The organism is Candidatus Pantoea communis (assembly GCF_011752685.1).
Lineage (GTDB): Bacteria > Pseudomonadota > Gammaproteobacteria > Enterobacterales > Enterobacteriaceae > Pantoea > Pantoea communis.
The window spans coordinates 1-246 of record NZ_VWXC01000084.1 but is presented as its reverse complement, the minus strand read 5'-3'; the positions used below and the strand labels follow the sequence as shown (position 1 = coordinate 246).

Annotated in this window: 1 rRNA gene; it reads right to left on the bottom strand. The window is 54.9% G+C overall.

What is annotated here, in order from left to right:
* A 23S ribosomal RNA gene (locus tag F3J37_RS27980) occupies positions 1–246 on the bottom strand; the annotation flags it as partial.

Genomic DNA, 246 nt, shown 5'->3' with positions numbered 1-246 from the left:
CTGCTCCGATTAACGTTGAACAGGAACCCTTGGTCTTCCGGCGAGCGGGCTTTTCACCCGCTTTATCGTTACTTATGTCAGCATTCGCACTTCTGATACCTCCAGCATGCCTCACAGCACACCTTCAACGGCTTACAGAACGCTCCCCTACCCAACAACACATAGTGTCGCTGCCGCAGCTTCGGTGCATGGTTTAGCCCCGTTACATCTTCCGCGCAGGCCGACTCGACCAGTGAGCTATTACGC